Raw genomic sequence first — 19,567 nt, forward strand, 5'->3', positions numbered from 1 at the left:
CGCCAGGGCGATGCGGCGTCCGCCCATCACCACACGGCGGCCCTCACACGGGAACCGGTGGAATGTGAGGCATGGCGCAGCAGGTCAAGCGGGCTTTCAGGTACCGCTTTTACCCCACGGACGAGCAGGCGGCGGAGCTGTCGCGCACGTTCGGCTGCGTCCGGTTCGTGTACAACACAGCACTGGAGGAGCGCACTCGCGCCTGGTACGGCGAGCAACGCCGGATTTCCTATGTGGAGTCGTCCGCAGCGCTGACGGAGTGGAAGAAGACTGAGGAACTCGCCTTCCTCACCGAGGTCTCCTCCGTCCCGCTCCAGCAGGTGCTGCGCCATCTTCAGACGGCGTTCGGGAACTTCTTCGCCAGGCGGGCGAAGTACCCGCGTTTCAAGTCGCGGAAGAAGTCCCGTGCGTCGGCCGAGTACACCCGCAGCGCGTTCAAGTGGCGTGACGGGAAGCTGACGCTGGCGAAGATGGCGGAGGCCCTCGACATCCGCTGGTCGCGTCCGCTCCCAGAAGGCGCGGAGCCGTCCACGGTGACGGTGTCCCGGGACAGCGCGGGCCGCTGGTTCGCCTCGCTGCTCGTCGAGGACGTCATCGCTCCAGCCCCCGCCACCAACGCGGTGGTGGGCCTGGACGCCGGGATCACCTCCCTGGTGACCCTGTCCACCGGGGAGAAAATCGCCAACCCGAAGCACGAGCGCCGGGACCGCACCCGACTGGCCCGCGCGCAACGGGAGCTGTCCCGCAAGGTCAAAGGCTCGGAGAATCGGGAGAAGGCCCGCCGAAAGGTGGCCCGTGTGCACGCGCGGATCACCGACCGTCGCAGAGACTTCCTGCACAAGCTCACCACTCGGCTCGTCCGTGAGAACCAAACGGTCGTGATCGAGGACCTCACCGTCCGCAACCTGCTCAAGAACGGCAGGCTCGCGCGCGCCATCTCCGAGGCGTCCTGGACGGAACTCCGCACGATGCTGGAGTACAAGTGCGCCTGGTACGGGCGCGAACTCGTCGTGATCGACCGTTTCTTCCCCAGCAGCAAGCTGTGCGGAAACTGCGGCGCGGTCCGCGAGAAGCTGCCGCTGAACCTCCGCGAGTGGACGTGCGACAACTGCGGTGTCGTGCACGACCGCGACGCGAACGCGGCACGCAACATCCTGGCCGCCGGGCTGGCGGCGTCTGCCTGTGGAGACGGTGTAAGACCTCAACGGGAGTCCTCCCGGACGGGGCGGTCGTCGGTGAAGCAGGAAACCCAGCGGGCGACCGCTGGAATCCCCCGCCGTCAGGCAGGGGAGGAAGCCAATGCGGCTCCCGACAGGCGTACGGGGGAAGGGGTCAGAGCGGTCTGATCCGGAACTCCGTGAAGGAGGCCGCTCCGGCGTGCCCCGGTCCCGAGGGGGCGAGCGCGAAGAGACCGAGCAGGGCGCCGACCCAGCGCCAGGGGGTGGCGGCGAAGACGGGGCCGGACCAGCGCAGGCCCTCGCCGATGTCGTAGGCGAACCGGCAGCGGGCGCCCGCGCCGATCTCGATCCGCAGCCGGGCCCGGCCCCTGGGGGCGAGCCGTGGGTGGGCGGCGTCGCGTTCCCGTTCGGCGACCGGTTCGGCGAACCGGTGGACGAGGTGGACGCCTCCGTCGCCGGCCCGCTCCAGCCCGATCCAGGCGAACGCGTCGCCGAGGACCGCGAGTCCGGCGCGGGCACCGGGCTCCTCGCCGTGCAGGGTCAGCTCCACCTCGACGGCCGACGGGACGCCGGGGAGCCGCTGGGTGAGGACGCTCGGCAGCCTGCGCAGGTCGTGCGCGTCGCCGGTCCGGACGCAGGACAGGCGCAGGCCGTCGCCGGAGTGCTGGGTGGCCCAGCCGACCTGGGGGTTGGCGGTCCACTGCCACTGGCGGCCGAAGCGTCCGCCGGGGAAGTCGTCGTCGGTGGCGGGTGCGGCGGGCGGCTGCGCCGGTAGGCCGGGGCGGCGGTGGACGAGGACGGGGGCGCCCTCGTCGCCGAGCACCGGCCAGCCGTCCGTCCCCCAGCGCATCGGCTGGAGGTGGACGACCCGGCCGTAGGCACCGCGCTGCTGGAAGTGCAGGAACCAGTCCTCGCCGGCCGCGGTGCGCACCCAGCCGCCCTGGTGGGGGCCGTTGACCTCGGTGTCCTGCTGCTCCAGGACGGCCCTCTCCTCGTACGGGCCGAAGAAGTCCCGTGCGCGGAAGGCGCCCTGCCAGCCGGCCTCGACTCCCCCGGCGGGCGCCAGGATCCAGAACCAGCCGTCGTGCCGGTAGAGCTTGGGGCCTTCGAGGGTGAACCAGCCGGGGATGCTGTCCCCGTCGACGATCAGCTTGCCCTCGTCGAGGAGGGAGGTGCCGTCGGGGTGCATCCGGTGGCCGGTGAGCCGGTTCTTGACGCCCGCGCGGGACTTCGCCCAGGCGTGCACGAGATACGCCTCGCCGGTCTCCTCGTCCCACAGGGGGCAGGGGTCGATGAGCCCCTTGCCCGCCTTCACCAGGTGCGGGCGGGTCCAAGGCCCCCTGATCTGCGCGGCGTTGACCTGGAAGATGCCCTGGTCGGGGTCGCCCCAGAAGATCCAGAAGCGGTCGTCGTGGTGGCGGATCGACGGGGCCCACACCCCGCAGTCGTGCCGGGGCGCGGTGAACTCCGCGGCCGGTTCGAGGCGTTCGAGGGCGTGCCCGACCAGCGTCCAGTTGACCAGGTCCCGGGAGTGCAGCAGGGGCAGTCCGGGGGCGCGGCCGAAGCTGGAGGCGGTGAGGTAGAAGTCGTCGCCGACCCGGACGACGTCCGGGTCGGACCAGTCGGCGTTCAGGATCGGATTGGTGTAGGTGTCGGCGGTCACTGGCTCACCGCCTTCCTGACCAGTGCCGCCGCCTCGTCGCGGCCCAGGCGGCCGTCGGCGACGACGGTGACGATCCGGCGTACGGCGGTGTCGCCGGGGGCGATCGGGAGGCGGGCGGCCGAGGCCAGCGAGGAGCCGACGCCCGGGTACTCGGCGGTGCGGACGAACCAGGGGTCGCGGCGGGTGGCGTCGGTGGCGCCCGCGAAGACCAGGGTCCAGCCGGTGCCGGCCAGTGCCAGCCAGTCGGCCCGGCCGCCGTGCACCCGCTCCTCGCCCTCGGTGTGCGCGGTGAAGACGTCCGGAGCGGTGTCCTCCTTGGGGGCCCGCCAGAAGAAGCCGCCGTAGGCCGCGCCGGGGCGTCCGTTGGTCGCCGGGCTGCCGATGGACAGCCCGGCCCCGGTGACGTCGGTGAGGGAGAAGGTGAAGTCCAGCGCCCAGGCCGTGTCGGTGAGTTCGGTGGCCGCGACCGTACGGCGCTCGCGCAGCAGCTCGGCTCCCGAGGCGACCCAGCGCAGCTCCTGGACGAAGCCGTCGGGGTCGCGGAGCTGGAAGGAGTGGTGGCGCTGGACGCCGTGGTTCTCCAGCTCGGTCGGGCCCCGGTCGCGGACGTAGGTGCGTCCGCCCCAGAAGTTGTGCCCCTCGACGTCGGGTACGGCTACACCGACGCCGAGGTGGTGGAGGTGGTCGGCGGGGGCCAGCTCGGTGACCTGGGTGCCGGCCAGGGTGGTGACGGGGTGGAGGTAGGGGCGGGGGGAGAGCCGGGCGGGCAGCTCGGGCCGGATGACGTAGCGGCCGACCGGGCGGCCCGCGACGCGCAGCACGACCGGTGCGTCGGGTGCCGGTGCCATCAGGTGCTCACCTCTTTCGGATGCGCGGTCGTGAGCGCCCAGGCGGCGCCCAGTTCGGAGTAGAGGGCGAGGGTGTCGGCTGCGGCGGCGACCAGGCCGTCGATGCCGGGGACGACCCTGCGGTCCTCGTCCTTCAGCAGGTGCCAGGTGTCCTGGTCGAGCTGCACGGGGTCGGGGGCGACGCGGATCGCCTCGACGACCCGCATGAAGGCCTCGGTGGCGGCGGGCGGGACCAGCAGGTCCGTCCCGTCGGTGAGGTGCTCGACGAGGTTCTCCAGCAGGTCGGTGCGGCCGTACTCGAACTCCTCGGGACCGTGGCCGGCCCGCTGGAGCAGGACGCGGTCCTGCTTGTACCAGTAGGTGATCCGGCCCCGGTCGCCGTGGACGACGACATAGGGGTCGTCGGGGTCCTCGGCGCACAGGGTCGCGGCGACCACGACCGGCAGGCCGTCCGTGGTGGTGACGCGGACGCAGGAGGTGTCGTCGGACTCGATGGCGTTGGCGTGCGCCAGCTCCGTCTCGATGCCGGCGACGTCCTCGGCGCGGGTGGCGCCGGCCAGGGCGAGGGCGGTGGCGACGGCGTGCGCGAGCGGGTTGGTGAGGGCGCCGTCGATGACGTCGACCCCGTTCAGCCGTCGCTTGCCCGCCCAGGGGGCCCGCCGGAAGTACGCCTCGGCGCGGGCCCAGGCCCCGGCGCCGCCGACCCCGCTGATCTCGCCGATCACCCCGTCGGCGAGCAGCCGGCGGATCGCGGGTACGGCGTGCGAGCCCAGCGACTGGAAGCCGATCTGGCAGACCACGCCCGCCGCGGCGACCCCGTCGGCCATCCGGCGGAACTCGGCGTAGGACGGGGCGGGCGGCTTCTCCAGCAGTACGTGCACCCCGCGGGCGGCGGCTGTGAGGGCCAGGTCGGTGTGGGTCGGGATCGGGGTGCAGATCACCGCGATCCGGGCACCGGTGGAGTCCAGGAGCGCCCCGAAGTCGGCGGACTGCTCGGGCGTGCCGAGGCCCTCGGGGAGCTCGTCCGGGGTGAGCGGGGTCAGCTCGCAGACGCCCGCCAGCCGGACGATGCCCTTGTCCTGGAGCCGGCGGATGTTGTCCAGGTGCCAGCGGCCGTGGCCGCGCGCGCCCGCCTGGACGATGTCGATGGTCATGGGATCCTCCCTGCGCCCGCGCCGCGTGCCACCTCGCGGTCGGCCACCGCGGCGCTGTCGATCTTTCCGTGCAGGGTAGGTGTCCAGCCGACGTCCGCGGCGAGATCGCGCTCGCTGCCGCTGTTGCAGGCGTTGTGGATGGCGAGGAGGTCGACGGGCCAGCCTCCCCCAGACTTCGTCCGGGGGGACCCCCAGAGGGTGCCGCTCTGGTCCAGGGCGGTGCCGTTCCAGCTCTTGACCAGGTCGGCCACCTCGACGTGCCCGGGGGTGTGGAAGGCGTTGTTCTCGGCGTGGATCGCCGACTCGGTCGACACGCCGAGCGAGTAGCGGTACTCCGTGCCCTCGGGGACGACGTACCGGTTGTCGTGGACGTGCACCTGTCCGAAGCGGACGCGCGGGGCGCGCTGGACGACGGACTCGAACTGGTTGTGGTGCAGGGTGACCCGGAGCCTGCCCCGGTCCCCGGTGGCGGAGTCGCTGTTGCCGATCAGCATCGCCTTGTCGTGGTCGGCGAACCGGCTCCAGGAGACGGTGACCAGGTCGGAGCCGTTGGTGATGTCGAGCAGGCCGTCGTGGCGGAGGTAGGTGCGGGCGAAGTAGGTGGGCTCGTCCTCGTCCGGACGGCCCCGGTCGCTCGCGGTGATGTGGTCGACCCAGACATGGGGGGCGCCGGTGAGCCAGACGGTGTCGTACGCCGTCTTCCAGTCGCCGAGGCCGCCGGTGTCGGGCTGCCGGACGGGGAAGCAGTCGTAGGCGTCGCGCAGGTCGAGGTTGCGGAGGATGACGTTGTCCGCGTTCCTGACCTGGAGGCTGGCGCCCTTGAGGACGGCGCCCTTGCCGAGACCGACGAGGGTGGTGTTGGAGCCGACGGTCAGGACGATCCGCTCGGCCTGGCGGGCCGCCGAGGCCTGCCGGGCCTCCTCCTGGGCGCCGGCCGGCTTGGCGGAGCCCCAGGTGCGGGGGTCGTAGGCGGCCAGGTACTTCTTCAGGCTGTAGCCGTCGGTGGCGTGGTCGGCGCAGGACAGGTGGTCGCCGTCGTCGTCGGTGTCGGCGTCGATCGTCCCGGCGATCTTGATGATCTTGGGGGTGTCACTGCCGTTGTCGAGGGCCCGGACGAGTTCGGCGCGGTTGGTGACGGTGTGGACGTGGGCGTCGTCGGCGGCCGCGCCACCGGTGGTGCCGGTGCCGTACGCCGCCCAGCCGTCGTCCGGGGCGAGGGTGTCGCGGCCGATGTCCCGGGCCTCGGCGTGGGCCGGGAGGCGGAAGGCGCCCACCAGTACGCCCACGAAGGCGATCTGACGGAGTCTCATCCCTTCACCGCCCCCGCGCTGAAGCCGGTGATCAGCCACTTCTGGATGAAGGCGAACACGATCACCACGGGGACGGCGGCGATGATGCCGCCCGCGGCGAGCGCGCCGAGGTCGACGCTGTCCGCGCTCATCAGGGTGTTGAGACCGACCGGGATGGTCTGCTTGGTCTGGTCGGAGAGGAACATCAGGGCGAACAGGAAGTGGTTCCAGGCGTGCACGAAGGCGAAGGAGCCGACGGCGATCAGACCGGGGCGCAGCAGGGGGAGGACGACGATCCGGAAGGCGGTGAGCCGGCCGCAGCCGTCGACCCAGGCGGCCTCCTCCAGGGAGTAGGGCACGTTCCGGATGAAGCCGCTGATCAGGATCATCGACAGGGGCAGCTGGAAGACCGTCTCGGCGATGATGACACTGCCCAGCGAGTTGATCATCTTCAGCTCGGCGAAGATCTGGAAGAGCGGGACCAGCAGCAGCGCGCCCGGGACGAACTGGGTGCACAGCAGGGCCAGCATGAACCCGCGCTTGATCTTGAAGTCGAAGCGGGCCAGGGCGTAGCCGCCGGTCAGCGCGACGAGGGTGGTGAGCAGCAGGGTGGCGACGCCGGTGAGCACGCTGTTCTGGAAGTAGATCCCGAAGTCGCGTTCGTTCCAGACCTTCTCGAAGTGCTCGAAGGTCATCGGCCAGGGCACGAGCGAGGTCGAGCCGGCCGGGCGCAGCGCGAAGAGCAGGATCCAGTAGAACGGGATCAGGGTGAAGATCAGGTAGATCGACAGGGGGACGTAGATCTGCCAGCGGGGGACCTCGTCCCAGGCACGGTGGCTCGTGCGCGGCCGCTGGTCGGCGGCGGGGGTCACGGGCGCGGGTGCGGGCGCGACCTCGGTGGCCTCCTTGGTGATCACTTGCCTTCACCTCCGAACTTGCTGAGCCGCAGATAGACCATCGAGCAGAAGAGCAGGATCACGAACGCCACCGTGGTGAGGGCGGACGCGTAGCCGAAGTTGTGGGCGTCGACGGAGGTGTTGGCGATGTAGAGCGGGAGGGTGGTGGTCTCCCCCGCCGGGCCGCCGCCGGTGAGCGTGTACAGCAGGTCGACGTTGTTGAACTCCCACACCGCGCGCAGCAGCGTGGACAGGACGATGGCGTCCTTCAGATGGGGCAGGGTGATGTGCCAGAACTGCTTGAGTCTGCTGGCCCCGTCGACCTCGGCGGCCTCGTACAGGTCCTTCGAGACGGACTGGAGGTCGGCGAGGATGAGGATCGCGAAGAAGGGGACCCCGCGCCACAGGTCGGCGACGATCGCCGCCGGGAAGACGGTGGAGGTGTCCGACAGCCAGCTGGTGCCGTACTCGCCGATGCCCGCGTCGGCGAGGTAACGGGTGATGCCGGTCTGGGAGTTGTAGAGGAGCACCCAGATCGCGGAGGTCAGCACGCCGGAGACGGCCCACGGGGAGAAGACCAGGGCGCGGCCCAGCGCCCGGCCGACGAAGGTCTGGTTGACGATCAGCGCCAGCGCCAGACCGAACAGCAGTTGCAGTCCGACCTCGACGACGACCCACTTGGCGCTGAAGGTCAGCGTGTCCCAGAACTGCGGGTCGTCGGTGAAGGCGTGGACGAAGTTGTCGAAGCCCGCGTAGCCGTTCCGCCATGGTTTGGTGGGGTTGTAGTTCTGCAGGCTGTAGTAGAAGACGCTGATCACCGGGTAGGCGATGAAGCCCAGCATCAGCAGGGCCGCCGGCGCGATCAGCAGGTACGGGAGCCTGCGGGGCGTGGCGGAGGCACGGCGCCGCCGGGGTGGCGCGGGCGGCTTCGCCACGGCTGCGGCTTGGGCCATGACTGTTCTCCGTTCTGGTACGTCGTGCGTGCGTCGTACAGGAAGCGCTTTCTCCCTGTGCAGGGGTGTGCGCTGTCGTGCGGGTGCCGTGCTCAGCCCGCGTACGGGTCCGCGACCTTGCCCGGGCGGGCCAGGAACGCGAAGTCGCAGCCGGTGTCGGCCTGGGTGATCTGCTCGTTGTAGAGCGCGCCGTAGCCGCGCTCGTAGCGGGTGGGCGGCGGTGTCCAGGCCGCCCTGCGCCGCTGAAGCTCCTCGTCGTCGACATGGAGATGGAGGGTGCGGGCCTCGACGTCGAGGGTGATCGAGTCGCCGGTGCGGACCAGCGCGAGCGGCCCGCCGACGTACGACTCCGGCGCCACGTGCAGCACACAGGCGCCGTAGCTGGTGCCGCTCATCCGGGCGTCGGAGATCCGGACCATGTCCCGCACGCCCTGCCTGAGCAGGTGGTCGGGGATGGGCAGCATGCCGTACTCCGGCATGCCCGGGCCGCCCTTCGGGCCGGAACCCCGCAGCACCAGCACGCTGTCGGCGGTGATGCCCAGCTCCGGGTCGTTGACGGTGCGCTGCATGGTCCGGTAGTCGTCGAAGACGACCGCGGGACCGGTGTGCTTGAGCAGGTGCGGTTCGGCGGCGATGTGCTTGATGACCGCGCCGTCCGGGCAGAGGTTGCCGCGCAGTACGGCGACCCCGCCCTCGCTCGCGACCGGGTTGTCGCGGGGCCGGATGACGTCGTCCTGGTGGACCTGGGCGCCGGCGAGCTGCTCGCGCAGGGTGTCGCAGGAGACGGTCGGCCGGTCCAGGTGGAGCAGGTCCGGGATCCGGGAGAGGAAGCCGGGCAGGCCGCCGGCGAAGTGGAAGTCCTCCATGAGGTACGTCCGTCCGCCGGGACGGACGTTGGCGAGGACGGGGACCGTGCGGGCGATGCGGTCGAAGTCGTCGAGGGTGAGGCGGACTCCGGCCCGGCCGGCCATGGCGATGAGGTGGATGACGGCGTTGGTGGAGCCGCCGAGGCCGAGGACGGTGGTGACGGCGTCCTCGAAGGCCTCGGCGGTGAGGATCTCGGAGAGGACGCGCCCCTTGTGGACCTGTTCGACGATCGTCAGGCCGGCCCGTGCGGCCATCCGGTCGTGTCCGGAGTCCACGGCCGGGATGCTCGACGCACCCGGGACCGTCACGCCCAGCGCCTCCGCGGCGGCCGTCAGCGTGGACGCGGTGCCCATCGTCATGCAGTGGCCCGGCGAGCGCGCGAGGCCGTTCTCCAGCTCGGCCATCTCGCAGTCGCCGATGAGGCCGGCGCGCTTGTCGTCCCAGTACTTCCACATGTCGGTGCCGGAGCCGAGCACCTCATTGCGCCAGTGCCCCGGCAGCATCGGCCCGGCGGGCACGAAGACGGTGGGCAGGTCGACGCTGGCCGCGCCCATGAGCAGCGCGGGGGTGGTCTTGTCGCAGCCGCCCATCAGGACGGCCCCGTCGACCGGGTAGGAGCGCAGCAGCTCCTCGGTCTCCATCGCGAGGAGATTGCGGTAGAGCATCGGGGTCGGTTTCTGGAAGGTCTCGCTGAGCGTGGAGACCGGGAACTCCAGCGGGAAACCGCCGGCCTGCCAGACGCCCCGCTTGACCGCCTGCGCGCGATCACGGAGGTGCACATGACAGGGATTGATGTCCGACCAGGTGTTGAGGATCGCGATGACCGGCTTGCCGAGGTGTTCCTCGGGGAGGTAGCCGAGCTGGCGGGTGCGGGCGCGATGGCTGAAGGAGCGCAGGCCGTCGGTGCCGTACCACTGGTGGCTCCGCAGCTCTTCGGGCCGCTTGCGGGGAAGATCGTCGAAGCGCATCACAGGGACCATCCGGCGGCGATGGCGGCGACCTCGGCGCGCTCGCTCTCGGGCAGCCCGCGGCTCGGCGGGCGCACCTCGCTGCGGCACAGCCCCAGGGAGGAAAGGGCTTCCTTGACCACCGTGACATTGTTGGCGGAGCCGTTGGCGGCCCGCAGCTCCTCGAAGCGGCGGATCTGCTCCCAGACCTTCATGGCCGCCGGATAGTCCCCTGATCGAAGCGCTTCAATCATGTTCAGCGAAACGGCCGGGGCGACGTTCACCAGCCCCGAGGTGAAGCCGGTGGCGCCCGCCGAGAAGTAGGAGGGGGCGTAGGGCTCGGCGAGCCCGGCCACCCAGACGAAGCGCTCCAGGCCCGCGTCCCGGGCGAAGGCGGCGAAGCGGGCCGCGTCCGGGACGGCGTACTTCACGCCGATCACGTTGGGGCAGGCGTCGGCGAGTTCCGCGAGGCGGTCGCCGTGCAGCTGCGCGTTGCGGATGTACGGGACGACACCCAGCTCGGGCACGGCCTCGGCGATGGCCCGGTGGTAGTCGACCCAGCCGCGCTGGGAGACGTACGGGTGGACGGGCTGGTGGACCATCACCATCCCGGCGCCCAGCTCCCGGGCGTGCCGGGCGGAGGCGACGGCGGTGGGGACGTCATGCCCGACCCCCACGAGGATCGTCGAACGATCCCCCGCCTCGTCGACCGTCAGTTCCGTGACCAGCCGCCGCTCCTCGGGCGTGAGGGCGTAGAACTCGCCGGTGTTGCCGTTCGGCGTGAGCGTGGTGATCCCGCCGTCGAGCAGCCGGCGCAGCAGGGCCCGGTGGGCGGCCGCGTCGACGGTGCCGTCCTCGGCGAACGGGGTCACCGGGATCGCCACCACGTCGGCCAGGGCCGCACGCTCGGTCTCGAACGCCACGCTGCTCATTCCTGGCCTTCCTGGTTCGCTGCCTCGGGGAACGCTCGCTCGACGAACGAGGCGATGTGGGCGTGCAGGGCGCGGGCCGCGCCGTCGGCGTCGCCGTCGAGGGCGAGCCTCAGGATCTCCCGGTGCTCGCCGGCCTCGCGCTCCCAGGACGGGGAGGCGGCCCAGGCTACGGCGGAGACCAGGGCGGCCTGGTCACGGACCTCGTCGAGCATCCGGCCGAGCAGCGGGTTGCCGCAGGGCAGGTAGAGGGCGCGGTGGAACTCCCGGTTGGCGAGGGAGCGTTCGGCGGTGTCGGCCGCGTCGTCGGCCCGGGCGAGCGCGTCCCGGGCGGCGTCCAGCGAGGCCCCGCGCCGGACGGCCCGCTTCAGCGCCTCGGGCTCCAGCAGCAGCCGTACGTCGTAGACCTCGCGCGCCATGTCCGCGTCCACCATGCGCACCGTGACGCCCTTGTACTGGCTCATGACGACCAGTCCGGTCCCGGCCAGGGTCTTGAGCGCCTCGCGCACCGGGGTCTTGGACACCCCGAACCGTGCGGCGAGCTCGGTCTCGACCAGGGCCTGCCCCGGCGTCAGCTGCCCGGTGAGGATGCGGCGTTTGATCTCCTCCAGCACGTACTGCGTGCGGGACGGGATCGGCGTGGGCACAGAGGTCATGCGCGCCTCTCGGATCTCAAGGATCGGATCTCACATATCGCGTCTCATATATGACGTACGAAGTACGACGCGTTGAAGGTAGGGAGGGGTCCTGTGTTTCGTCAATGCTTCTGACAAAGGAAGTCGGCATTGCCGGACGCCGGTTCAGAAGGGGACGGTCTCGCCCTCGCGTGCCGTGCGGGTGGGTCCGCCGAAGGCCGCCGCGGCCCGCGCGGTCGCCTCCTCGCGGGTGAGCGTGGGCCCCACATGGGTGACGAACAGTTCGCGCACACCCGCCTTGCGGGCCGCGTCACCGGCGTCCTCCGGAGTCAGATGCACCCGTTCGCTTTCGCGATGGAGGTCGATGTCCGCCTCGCACAGGAAGAGGTCGGCCCCGGAGGCGGTCTCGGTGAGCGCGTCGCACGGGCCGCTGTCCCCGGAGTACACGAAGACGCTCCCCTGGGACTCGGCGCGCAGGGCGTACGCCTCGGTGCCGTGCGCCACCGCGCGGGAGGTGAGGCGCACGTTCCAGTGCCGGACGGTGTGGCCGTCGTACAGCGGCCGGAAGTCGAAGACCTCGCTCAGGAACCGGATGTCCGGCCGCCCGAAGAACCCCGCCAGGCGCCGGGCGCAGTCCATGGGGGCGTACACCAGGATGGGCACCGGCGGGGTCAGGCCGCCGTAGGCGAACGCATAGGCGGCGGAGAGCAGATCGGCGCTGTGATCGGCGTGGAGATGGGAGATCCAGATCGCCGTGAGCCGCTCTGGATCCGTGTGCCGCTGCAACTCGGCGAACGTTCCGGGGCCCGCGTCCACCCAGATCTCGGCGCTCCCGCCGCGCAGCAGATAGCCCGAGCACGGGCGGCCCGGACGGGGGTGCGGGGAGGCGGTACCGAGGATGGTGAGACTCAGGGGCATGGTGGGGAGCGTACGGTCCGCCCCTGCCGGGCGGGCCCCGATTGCGTCGGTCTACGGCATCCGTACAAGACCGTCTACGGCCCGCCGCGGCCCCCTGCGGCCCCTGGGCAGCCCTTGCCGGCCCCCGCGGCGGTCACCGGGGCGTCCGGCCCGGGTCCCGTCCGCTCAGGCCGACCGCCCGGTCCAGCAGCGGGGCGTCCTCCGGTACGGGCACCACGGGAGCGAAGATCCCGCCGCCGCGGCTCGGATCGTCGGCGGCGGCCCGCAGGAAGGCGTACGTCGCCTCCAGCGCGGCCGGGTCGGGGGTGTACTCCTGGCCGGTGGCCCGGGCGAGGTCCCAGCCGTGGATCACCAGTTCGTCGGCGGCGACGGCTCCGGCGACCGCGCCGGGCAGGTCGACGCCGCCGGCGCGGGTCATACCGGTCCAGGCGGCGGGCTCCCGCCAGGCCTCGGCCAGTTCGCCGAGGACCCGGGGCAGCTCGGTGCGCCAGCCGGGCCCGAGCCGGGGTTCGGAGTCGGTCGGCGGGGTGTCGGTGGTGGCCCCCAGGTCCTTGCGCGCGGCGTCCCGGAAGGCGGCGGCGAGGCCGGCCAGATGGCCGAGCAGGGTACCCACGGGGTACGCCGGGCAGGGCGTGCCGTGCGTGAGCTGCTCGTCCCGGACGGCCGCCGCGAGGCGCGCCACGATCCGGCTCTGGGGTCCGAGGTCGAGAATGCGGGTCGTCGTGTCGGTCATGGAGGGTGGACCGTCCGGGACGCGAAAACTCATCGCCGCCCGTTCAGCGCGCCGCCAGTGCCTCCCGTACGGCGGTCAGGTCGGCGTCCGACGCCAGGCCCGCGTGGTACAGCCGGATCTCCGTCGCCCCCAGCTCACGCGCGCGTGCCGTGTCGGCGGTGAGCGTGCCGGGGCTGCCGCCCATGCCGGAGACGACGCCGAAGTTGGCGGCGATCACCGCGTCCGCGCGGCCCTGCTCGGCGAAGGGCGTCAGCAGGCCCGGCCCGCCCGCGCACGGCACCACGACACCGTCCGCGACGGACAGGACGTGTCCCGGGTCGACACCCGGGTTGGCGCCCACGTGGTAGGTCACGGGGTCGGCGTGCAGCAGCACCTGGAAGCCCTCGGGTGCGGCCGCGCGGACGGCGGCGACCGCCGTCTCCTGGAGCGTGCGGGCGGTGTCGTCGCGCCACGCGCGCGTGGCCGCCGCCGTCTCCTCCCCCAGCAGCTTCTCGACGCCCGCCCAGCCTCCGTCGTCCGGCGCGCCCCGCCACAGCGGCTCCAGCGCCTCGCGCACCGCGGCGGCGAGCGCGTCGGCGTCCAGGCCCTGTGCGCCGTAGCCGGCCCGGCAGGCGGGACAGAAGCAGAGCGCCATCAGGTACAGGCCGGCGTCGCCGAGGCCGACCCCGGCGGTCTTGTCGTGGGCGTGCAGATGCTGGAGGCCGTACCAGCCGAGGGACTCCAGTTCGGTGCCGTGCGCGCCGGGGCGTACGGCGGCCTCGGCGGCGAGGTCGACGAGGTACGCGCGCGTGGCGGGCTGGGCGATGCACGGCGCCCAGGGGTAGCGGTCGCCGTAGGCGTTGACCACCGAGGTGTCCGGACGGTCGGCGCCCAGACGGGAGTTGTGGGCGAGGACCACCCAGGTGTGCACCTCAAGACCGGCGTCCGTGAGGGCCTCGGCGGCCTCCCCGTAGGCGTCGCCGGGCGCCCAGGCGCCCGCCGGGTACGGACGCAGCTCCCGGCCCTCCCAGCGGGCGTCCGCCGGGTACAGCACGGCCGCGTGCTCGGCGGTGACGATGCGGTGGCGCGGATGGCGGGGGGTGAGGGCGCGGGTGGAGTGGTACGCGGCGGCCAGGGTCACCTGCTCCACGCCGAGGGAGGCGATCCGGGCGGGGGCCGCGGGATCGCCGTTGACGTCCCAGGGGTAGACGAACGTCGACGCCTTCACTTCTTCTCCTCCTCCAGGAGCGCGTGGGCGCGCTCGATCAGCCGCGCGAGCTGTTTGACATGATCCTCGCCCGGTTCGTGCAGCGGCGGGCGGACTTCGCCGACGTCGAGGCCGCGCAGCCGGACGCCCGCCTTGACGAGGGAGACGGCGTATCCGCGGCCACGCGCGCGCAGTTCGACGAACGGACGGTAGAAGCCGTCGAGCAGGCGGTGGACGGTGGACTCGTCGCCGGTGGTGAGCGCGCGGTGGAAGGCGAGGGCGATCTCGGGGGCGAAGCAGAACACGGCGGAGGAGTAGAGGGTGACCCCGAGGGCGCGGTAGGCGAGCTGGGTCTGCTCGGCGGTCGGCAGTCCGTTGAAGTAGAGGAAGTCGCCGGGGGCCTCGGTGCGGACGGCGCTGACGATCCGCTGCATGAGGTCGAGGTCGCCGAGGCCGTCCTTGAGGCCGATGATCCCCTCGGTGCGGGCGAGTTCGACGACCGTCCCGGGGGTGAAGACCGCGTTGTCGCGCTGGTAGACGATCACGGGGAGCGCGGTGGCCGCCGCCACCTCCCGGTAGTGCCGCAGCAGGCCCTCCTGGGGGGCGAGGACGAGATAGGGCGGCAGGGCGAGCAGCCCGTCGGCGCCGGCCTCCTCGGCGAGCCGCGCGTAGCGCACGGCGAGCGCGGTCCCGTACCCGGCGCCCGCGACGACCGGGACCCGTCCGCCGGTCTCCTCGACCGCCGCCCGGACACAGGCCTGGAACTCCTCCGGGGTGAGCGCGTGGAACTCCCCCGTACCGCAGCAGGCGAAGACGGCCGCGGCGCCCTCCTCCACGCCCCGGCGGACATGCGCGCGGTAGACGTCGAGGGCGACGGCCCCGTCCGGGCCGTAGGCCGTGACGGGGAAGAACAGCGGTCCACTGGGGATGCCGAGGCGAGTGGCCAGGTCGGCAGGCGTCACGGGCTCTCCCTGGAGATAATACCGAGGCGTGCATGCTTCTGATCGGAGTTTATATTTATGAACATACCTTGCGCCACTCTTGACCGGGCAAGGCAGTGATCCTTAACTTGTCCACGAATGTGAATACCGTGCGCGCATGAAGCCTGTGACCCAAGGAGACCCGAGGATGCCCGCTCCCCGCACCGTCCTGCTCACCGGGGCCGCCGGCGGCCTCGGCACCCTGATGCGGGACCTGCTCCCCGCCCACGGCTACGAGCTGCGCCTGCTGGACCTGCGCCCGATCGACGGCGAGCCGGACGCGATCCTCGCCGACCTCGCCGACCGGGAGGCCCTGCGGGAGGCCGTCCGGGGCGTCGACGCGATCGTCCATCTCGCGGGCATCTCCCTGGAAGCCCCCTTCGAGAAGATCCTCAAGGCCAACATCGAGGGCACGTACCACCTCTACGAGGCCGCCCGCGAGGAGGGCGTCGGCCGGATCGTCTTCGCCTCCTCCAACCACTCCGTCGGCTTCACCCCCCGCCCCCGGGGCGACACGCCCCTTGATCCGGGCGCGCTGATCCCGGTCGACACCCCGCGCCGCCCGGACACCTTCTACGGCCTGTCCAAGTCCTTCGGCGAGGACCTCGCCCAGCTCTACTGGGACAAGCACGGCCTGGAGACCGTGTCGGTGCGCATCGGCTCCTGCTTCGGCGAGCCCACCAGCGTGCGCATGCTCTCCATCTGGATGAGTCCGGCCGACTGCGCCCGCCTCCTGCACGCGGCCCTCACCGCCGAGAACGTCGGCCACACGATCGTCTACGGCTCCTCCGCCAACACCCGCCTGTGGTGGGACCTCAGCTCCGCGCGGGCGCTCGGCTACGAGCCGCAGGACGACTCCGAGCCGTACGCCGAGAAGCTGATCGCCGAACAGGGCGAGCTGGACCCGGAGAACATCGCGCACGCCTACCTGGGCGGCCACTTCGTGAGCGACCCGCCGATCTGGCCGTACTGACCCCTCGTCTCCCGCGTCACGGTCCCCCGCGCCGATTCGGCCGACAACGCCGACAACGCCGACAACGCCGACAACGCCAGGACGGTAAGGGAACGGTAAAGCGGGTTCGTTCGTTCTACCTGGCATGACAGCTATGACCCCTGGCTCGAACATCCCTCTCCCCGTCCCCCGGGTGGCGGTGGACGTCGCCGCCCCGGTGCGGCTCGACGTGTCGGGCCTGCTGCTCACCGGCGACGGCAAGGTGCGCTCCGACGACGACTTCATCTTCTACAACCAGCCCTCCGGCCCCGGTGTGACGTACCGCTCCGGCGGCGGTACGTCACCGGACGCGATCACGGTCGACACGGCCGCCGTCCCTCCGGGCATCGAGAAGATCGTCGTCACGGCGAGCCCGGACGCCGCGGGTCAGACCTTCCAGGGCATCGAACCGACGGCCACCCTCCGCAACGCGGACGACGACAGCGTCCTCGCCACCTTCACCCCGCCGCAGCTCGGCAGCGAGACGGCGCTGGTGGTCGTGGAGATCTATCTGCGCAACGGCGCCTGGAAGGCCCGGGCGGTGGGGCAGGGGTACGCCAACGGGCTGGCGGGCATCGCCACCGACTTCGGGGTGACGGTGGAGGAGCCGGCGGCGCCGGCCGCCGCGCCCGCGGCCCCGGTGCCGGTCGCTCCGGCCCCGGTGGCGCCGGCCGCCCCTCCCCTGCCGCAGACCCCGCCGCCGCCGCCCGCCCCGCCCGCGCCCGGCACCGGGAAGATCAACCTGGACAAGGGCCGGGTCAGCCTCCAGAAGAACCAGACCGTGTCCCTCGTCAAGGGCGGCCGGCCGCTGCTCTCGCAGATCAAGATGGGTCTCGGCTGGGAGCCCGCCTTCCGGGGCGCGGACATCGACCTCGACGCGTCCGTGATCGCCTTCGGCCCCCAGCGCAACCACATCGACAGCTGCTACTTCGGCAAGCTGTCCATCGTGAACGGCGCGATCAAGCACTCCGGCGACAACCTCACCGGTGAGGGCGGGGGCGACGACGAGGTGATCGCCGTCGACCTCGGCCGGCTCCCGCAGGAGGTCACCGGTCTGGTCTTCACCGTCAACTCGTTCTCCGGCCAGAAGTTCACCGAGGTCGCCAAGGCCTACTGCCGGCTCCTCGACGCCGTCACCGGCGAGGAACTCGTCCGCTTCGACCTCACCAACGCCGAACCCCAGACCGGTGTGATGATGGCCAAGCTGATCCGCCAGTTCTCCGGGGAGTGGGACATGACGGCGATGGGCGACTTCGTCAAGGCCAGGACCGTTCGCAACATGGTCAAGCCGGCGGCGCAGTCGCTGTAGCCGGGGGGCCGGGAAGGGGGCGCGGTCACCCGGGCTACGCCTCCAACCCCTCCAGCAGCAAGCCCACATACCGTCGGATCACCGTGCCGTCCCCCTTCGCCAGCTCCGATGCCGTGGCCACGCCGTGGGCCAGCCGCAGGACATCGATCGGTTCGAGGTCGCCCCGTAGCACTCCGGCCGCCTGCGCGGCCGACACCAGGCGGGTCGCCGCCCCCTTCATGCTCGTCCCGCAGGCCGTCACCGCGGCCACGCTCCCGTCCGTGACGGCGGAGCCGAGCAGCGCCTTCATGCCGCGCACCTCGATCGTCCCCGCGCACAGCTCGTTGAGCCACTCCACCAGCGCCTCCCCCGGCGGCAGCGTCTCCCCCAGCTCATCGGCCCGCGCCGCGAGCGCCTCGATCCGGTCGACGTACGCCGCCTCCAACAGCGCCTGACGCGTGGGGAAATGCCGGTACAGCGTGCCGGAGCCGACCCCGGCCCGCTTGGCGATGTCGTCCAGGGACGCCCCCTCCCCATGCTCGGCGAAGGCCTCGGCCGCCACCTTCAGCAACCGCTCATAGTTGCGGCGAGCGTCCGCGCGCATGGGCCTGACCTGCGTCATCCAGTTACTCCTCGCGAACCGGGGACCCTCTCCGTATTTTACGGGCACTAAACGGAGACTGTCCCCGCTTAATTCGCTTGTCTCTGCGGGCTACGTCGTGCTGCCCGCATGCTCCACCACTTCACGCGGGGACACCAGACAGGGAGCACCCCATGTCCACCACCGGCGCACCCCCGCACCCGGCACCCGAGTCCGCGACCCGCCGGTGCTCAACGCCCACACCCTCGCCTTCGGCGGGCTACTGCCGCTCGGCGGCCGCACCGGCGGCCTCCTGGGCCGCGGCCGCACCCTCACCGCCGGCGTCCTGTGTACGGCACGGCCACCCGGCAGGCCACGGGCAGCCCGGCGGAGATCCTCACCCACGGCGCCTCCCGCTCCTTCGGCGCGGCGGCCCCGATCGCCCTGGCCGCACTCCTCACGGCGGCCTTCGCGATCAGGGCGCGCCGGGGCGCCCCGGCCGCCGGTCAGAACAGCGCGCTGTAGGCGTTCAGCGCCGGCTGGCCGCCCAGGTGCGCGTACAGCACGGTGGAGTCGGCGCCGATCTCGCCCCGGGCGACCAGGTCGATCAGGCCGGCCATCGACTTGCCCTCGTAGACGGGGTCGGTGACCATGCCCTCGGTGCGGGCGGCGAGGCGCATCGCCTCCAGGGTGGTGTCGTCGGGGACGCCGTAGACACCCGCGTGGTACCGCTCGTCGAGTTCGATGTCGTCGACCGTCAACTCACTCCGGACGCCGATGAGTCGTCCGGTGCGGTGGGCGATGCGGGCGATCTGCTCGCGGGTCTCGGCGGGCTTGGCCGAGGCGTCGATCCCGATCACCCTGCGGGGCCGGCCGCCGGCCTCCTCCAGCGCGGCGAACCCGGCGACCATGCCGGCCTGGGTGGAGCCGGTCACGGAGCACACGATCACGGTGTCGAAGAAGACACCCGACTCCCTTTCCTGCTCGGCCACTTCATAGGCCCAGCCGGCGAAGCCCAGTCCGCCGAGCGGATGGTCGGAGGCGCCGGCCGGGATGGCATACGGCTTGCCGCCCGACTCCTCGACCTCCCGCAGCGCCAGTTCCCAGCTCTCCTTGAAGCCGATCCCGAACCCGGCCCGCACCAGCCGTACGTCGGCCCCGGCCAGCCGGCTGATCAGGATGTTGCCGACCTTGTCGTACACGGCGTCGGGCCACTCCACCCAGCTCTCCTGCACCAGCACGCACTTCAGCCCGGCGCGGGCGGCGACGGCGGCGACCTGGCGGGTGTGGTTGGACTGCACCCCGCCGATCGAGACGAGGGTGTCGCAGCCCTGCGCGAGGGCGTCGGCGACCAGGTACTCCAGCTTGCGGGTCTTGTTGCCGCCGTACGCGATCCCGGAGTTGCAGTCCTCGCGCTTGGCCCACAGGGCGGCGCCGCCGAGGTGGGCGGTGAGCCGTTCCAGCGGGTGGACGGGAGAGGGGCCGAAGAGGAGGGGGTAGCGCTCGTACGAGGAGAGGGACTTCGCGGGCAT

19 protein-coding genes are annotated in these 19,567 nt (G+C 71.9%); 4 read left to right on the forward strand and 15 right to left on the reverse strand.

Annotated features, from left to right (window positions below):
- Window positions 1-71: 71 nt before the first annotated feature.
- Window positions 72-1,346, forward strand: coding sequence for an RNA-guided endonuclease InsQ/TnpB family protein (locus tag AQJ64_RS04910; protein ID WP_055636114.1), 1,275 nt, complete (start codon window positions 72-74; stop codon window positions 1,344-1,346).
- On the opposite strand, the gene AQJ64_RS04915 is transcribed toward AQJ64_RS04910, so the two are convergent.
- The 13 genes from AQJ64_RS04915 to AQJ64_RS04975 form a co-directional block, all read right to left on the reverse strand.
- Window positions 1,333-2,841 (reverse strand): glycoside hydrolase family 43 protein, encoded by a 1,509-nt coding sequence (locus AQJ64_RS04915; protein WP_055636113.1) that lies wholly within the window; start codon window positions 2,839-2,841, stop codon window positions 1,333-1,335. The genes AQJ64_RS04910 and AQJ64_RS04915 overlap by 14 nt on opposite strands.
- Window positions 2,838-3,689 (reverse strand): DUF6807 domain-containing protein, encoded by an 852-nt coding sequence (locus tag AQJ64_RS04920; RefSeq protein ID WP_059202432.1) that lies wholly within the window; start codon window positions 3,687-3,689, stop codon window positions 2,838-2,840. The genes AQJ64_RS04915 and AQJ64_RS04920 overlap by 4 nt, the downstream gene beginning before the upstream one ends.
- Complete coding sequence (locus tag AQJ64_RS04925) at window positions 3,689-4,843, reverse strand: Gfo/Idh/MocA family protein (protein WP_055636560.1); 1,155 nt, start codon at window positions 4,841-4,843, stop codon at window positions 3,689-3,691. Before AQJ64_RS04925 ends, AQJ64_RS04920 begins: the two co-directional genes overlap by 1 nt.
- A complete protein-coding gene (locus AQJ64_RS04930) occupies window positions 4,840-6,153 on the reverse strand; it encodes a pectate lyase family protein (protein WP_055636561.1) in 1,314 nt (437 codons plus the stop codon). The genes AQJ64_RS04925 and AQJ64_RS04930 overlap by 4 nt, the downstream gene beginning before the upstream one ends.
- Window positions 6,150-7,049 carry a carbohydrate ABC transporter permease gene (locus tag AQJ64_RS04935; protein ID WP_055636562.1) on the reverse strand — a complete coding sequence of 300 codons (900 nt, stop codon included), beginning with the start codon at window positions 7,047-7,049 and terminating at the stop codon, window positions 6,150-6,152. Before AQJ64_RS04935 ends, AQJ64_RS04930 begins: the two co-directional genes overlap by 4 nt.
- Window positions 7,046-7,981: a carbohydrate ABC transporter permease gene (locus AQJ64_RS04940; protein ID WP_055636563.1), complete on the reverse strand. Its 936-nt coding sequence runs from the start codon at window positions 7,979-7,981 to the stop codon at window positions 7,046-7,048. Before AQJ64_RS04940 ends, AQJ64_RS04935 begins: the two co-directional genes overlap by 4 nt.
- A gap of 92 nt (window positions 7,982-8,073) precedes the next feature.
- The gene (gene araD, locus AQJ64_RS04945) at window positions 8,074-9,816 is read right to left on the reverse strand and encodes an L-arabinonate dehydratase (RefSeq protein ID WP_055636564.1); all 1,743 of its coding nucleotides are present in this window, start codon (window positions 9,814-9,816) and stop codon (window positions 8,074-8,076) included.
- Window positions 9,816-10,727, reverse strand: coding sequence for a dihydrodipicolinate synthase family protein (locus tag AQJ64_RS04950; protein WP_055636565.1), 912 nt, complete (start codon window positions 10,725-10,727; stop codon window positions 9,816-9,818). The genes araD and AQJ64_RS04950 overlap by 1 nt, the downstream gene beginning before the upstream one ends.
- Entirely contained in the window at window positions 10,724-11,380 is a 657-nt protein-coding gene (locus AQJ64_RS04955) for a GntR family transcriptional regulator (RefSeq protein WP_055636566.1), read from the reverse strand. Before AQJ64_RS04955 ends, AQJ64_RS04950 begins: the two co-directional genes overlap by 4 nt.
- A gap of 144 nt (window positions 11,381-11,524) precedes the next feature.
- Window positions 11,525-12,277, reverse strand: coding sequence for an MBL fold metallo-hydrolase (locus tag AQJ64_RS04960; protein WP_055636567.1), 753 nt, complete (start codon window positions 12,275-12,277; stop codon window positions 11,525-11,527).
- Between the two features lie 133 nt (window positions 12,278-12,410).
- A complete protein-coding gene (locus AQJ64_RS04965) occupies window positions 12,411-13,010 on the reverse strand; it encodes a TIGR03086 family metal-binding protein (RefSeq protein ID WP_055636568.1) in 600 nt (199 codons plus the stop codon).
- A 43-nt stretch (window positions 13,011-13,053) separates the two neighbouring features.
- Window positions 13,054-14,217 carry a hypothetical protein gene (locus AQJ64_RS04970; protein WP_055636569.1) on the reverse strand — a complete coding sequence of 388 codons (1,164 nt, stop codon included), beginning with the start codon at window positions 14,215-14,217 and terminating at the stop codon, window positions 13,054-13,056.
- Window positions 14,214-15,158: a 5-dehydro-4-deoxyglucarate dehydratase gene (locus AQJ64_RS04975; RefSeq protein ID WP_055636570.1), complete on the reverse strand. Its 945-nt coding sequence runs from the start codon at window positions 15,156-15,158 to the stop codon at window positions 14,214-14,216. The genes AQJ64_RS04970 and AQJ64_RS04975 overlap by 4 nt, the downstream gene beginning before the upstream one ends.
- Before the next feature lie 166 nt (window positions 15,159-15,324).
- On the opposite strand from AQJ64_RS04975, the gene AQJ64_RS04980 reads away from it, so the two are divergent.
- Complete coding sequence (locus AQJ64_RS04980; protein ID WP_055636571.1) at window positions 15,325-16,149, forward strand: NAD-dependent epimerase/dehydratase family protein; 825 nt, start codon at window positions 15,325-15,327, stop codon at window positions 16,147-16,149.
- Window positions 16,150-16,282: 133 nt separating this feature from the next.
- The gene (locus AQJ64_RS04985; protein WP_059202433.1) at window positions 16,283-17,476 is read left to right on the forward strand and encodes a TerD family protein; all 1,194 of its coding nucleotides are present in this window, start codon (window positions 16,283-16,285) and stop codon (window positions 17,474-17,476) included.
- Between the two features lie 34 nt (window positions 17,477-17,510).
- Here AQJ64_RS04985 and AQJ64_RS04990 read toward each other — a convergent pair whose 3' ends face one another.
- Entirely contained in the window at window positions 17,511-18,077 is a 567-nt protein-coding gene (locus AQJ64_RS04990; RefSeq protein WP_055633433.1) for a TetR/AcrR family transcriptional regulator, read from the reverse strand.
- Between the two features lie 306 nt (window positions 18,078-18,383).
- On the opposite strand from AQJ64_RS04990, the gene AQJ64_RS47745 reads away from it, so the two are divergent.
- Window positions 18,384-18,560 carry a hypothetical protein gene (locus AQJ64_RS47745; RefSeq protein WP_206189679.1) on the forward strand — a complete coding sequence of 59 codons (177 nt, stop codon included), beginning with the start codon at window positions 18,384-18,386 and terminating at the stop codon, window positions 18,558-18,560.
- Here the strand turns inward: AQJ64_RS47745 and AQJ64_RS04995 are convergent.
- Window positions 18,542-19,567 (reverse strand): 1-aminocyclopropane-1-carboxylate deaminase, encoded by a 1,026-nt coding sequence (locus tag AQJ64_RS04995; protein WP_055633434.1) that lies wholly within the window; start codon window positions 19,565-19,567, stop codon window positions 18,542-18,544. The two genes, AQJ64_RS47745 and AQJ64_RS04995, sit on opposite strands and share 19 nt — an antisense overlap.

It is taken from the genome of Streptomyces griseoruber (assembly GCF_001514205.1).
In the GTDB taxonomy this organism is placed as follows: domain Bacteria; phylum Actinomycetota; class Actinomycetes; order Streptomycetales; family Streptomycetaceae; genus Streptomyces; species Streptomyces griseoruber.